This window comes from Stenotrophomonas sp. 2YAF22, from assembly GCF_052114665.1.
GTDB lineage: Bacteria > Pseudomonadota > Gammaproteobacteria > Xanthomonadales > Xanthomonadaceae > Stenotrophomonas > Stenotrophomonas indicatrix.
In genome coordinates this window covers 1-1,659 of sequence record NZ_JBFRFE010000778.1, presented here as the reverse complement: position 1 = coordinate 1,659, position 1,659 = coordinate 1, and the positions used below count along the sequence as shown (strand labels likewise).

Sequence of the window (1,659 nt, the reverse complement as noted above, 5' to 3'; positions counted from 1 at the left end):
CAGGGCAGGGCTGTCGGACTGGCCACGCTGCAGCTCCACGCACAGCACCGGCACCTGCGCACCGGCCGCGCCGACGCCCACCAGCGCCGTGCGTGCCACGCCGGGTACGGTGTTGAACACCGGCTCGACCTGTTCGGTGTAYAGCGGACCGTGGGCGGTTTCCACGCGATGGGTCTTGCGGCCACAGAACCACAGCCGTCCCTGCGCATCGAAGTAGCCGACATCGCCCATGCGATGCACGATGCGAACGCTGCCATCGGCCAGGGTTTCGCTGATCTTCGCCGCCGCCGTCGCCTGCGGACGGTTGAAATAACTGTCGGTGGCCGTCGGCCCGGCCACGGTGATCTCACCGATCTCGCCCACGGCCAGTACGCGCGCCTGCGACCAGTCCGGCAGCGGCGCATCGTCGATGGCGATGATGCGTACTTCGTTCGGTACGACCACGCTGCCGACGCAGGTGCCGGCACCGCCCTCGGTGGCCGCGCGCGTACGCTCCAGCTCGCGCGCCTCGACCACCGCCACCGGCAGGCACTCGGTCGCGCCATACGGCGTCCAGAACTGGGCATCGGCCGGCAACAGGCTGCGAATGGTGGCGACCACGTCCGGCGGCACCGGCGCACCGGCCGAAGTCACCCGGGTCACCGTCGGCAACGGCCGCCCGTGCCGCGCCAGCACCCGCATCAGCGCGGGCGAGCCGAACAGCTGGGTCACGCCGAAGCGCTGAATGGCGTCATGCAGGCGCGCCGGGTCGGCCTGGGCCGGCCGGGTCGGGTCCATGTCCGGAATCACCGAGGTCAGGCCCAGTGCCGGATCGAACAGCGCAAACGGCGGGAAGGTCGGCAGGTCCACCCCGCCCGCCTCCATGCCGAAGGCGCTGCCCAGCAGCTCGATCTGGCCGACGAAGTGGCGGTGGCGGTAGACCACGCCCTTGGGCACGCCGGTGGAGCCGCTGGTGAACAGGATCGCCGCCGTGTCCTCGCCATCGGTGTCGGCCAGCATCGGGCCGCTGTTGGCGCCGGCACGCTCCAGCGCGGCCAGCGTGGTACCGCCCCAGCCCAGGCGGCGACCGACCGTGACAAGACGGGTCGCCGAAGGCGCCCAGCGCAGCGCCAGCCGCGCCACGTGGGCCAGCGGGATGCCGATGAAGGCCTGCGGCTGTGCCTCGTCCAGGCACTGCTTCAGCGCGCGCTTGTCGATGCCCGGATCGACCAGCACCGGCACCGCGCCCAGCTTGAACAGGGCGAACATCAACAGGAAGAACTCCGGCGACGGCCGCACCATCACCACCGTGCGCACCCCGCGGCCGATCCCGTAACCGGCCAGGCCGGCCGCCATCGCATCGCTGCGGGCGTCCAGCTGGCGGTAATCCAGGGTCACGTCGTAGGCCGCCATGCCGTTGCCGGCGCCGCGGCGCCCGGGGCAGCGGATGGCGATCTGGTCGGGGCGTTCACGCGCCAGCTCGGGCAGCCGCGCGGCGATGTTGCAGGATCGGTTCATCCGTTCATTGTCGCCGCTTACGGAATTTCTTGCGCGGCGGCCGCCAGCGTGGAAAATCCGCATCCTCGTCCCTTCCCCGATGCCGCCCGAGGCGGTTTGCCCATGCAACATCCCTGCATGACCTGCGGCGCCTGCTGCACCCAGTACCGCGTGGCCTTCCAC

1 protein-coding gene is annotated in these 1,659 nt (G+C 71.1%); it reads right to left on the bottom strand.

The features are described from left to right. The coding region (gene oleC, locus AB4Y84_RS21035; RefSeq protein WP_442250857.1) for an olefin beta-lactone synthetase at positions 1-1,497 on the bottom strand (1,497 nt) is incomplete at its 3' end. Positions 1,498-1,659: the final 162 nt, after the last annotated feature.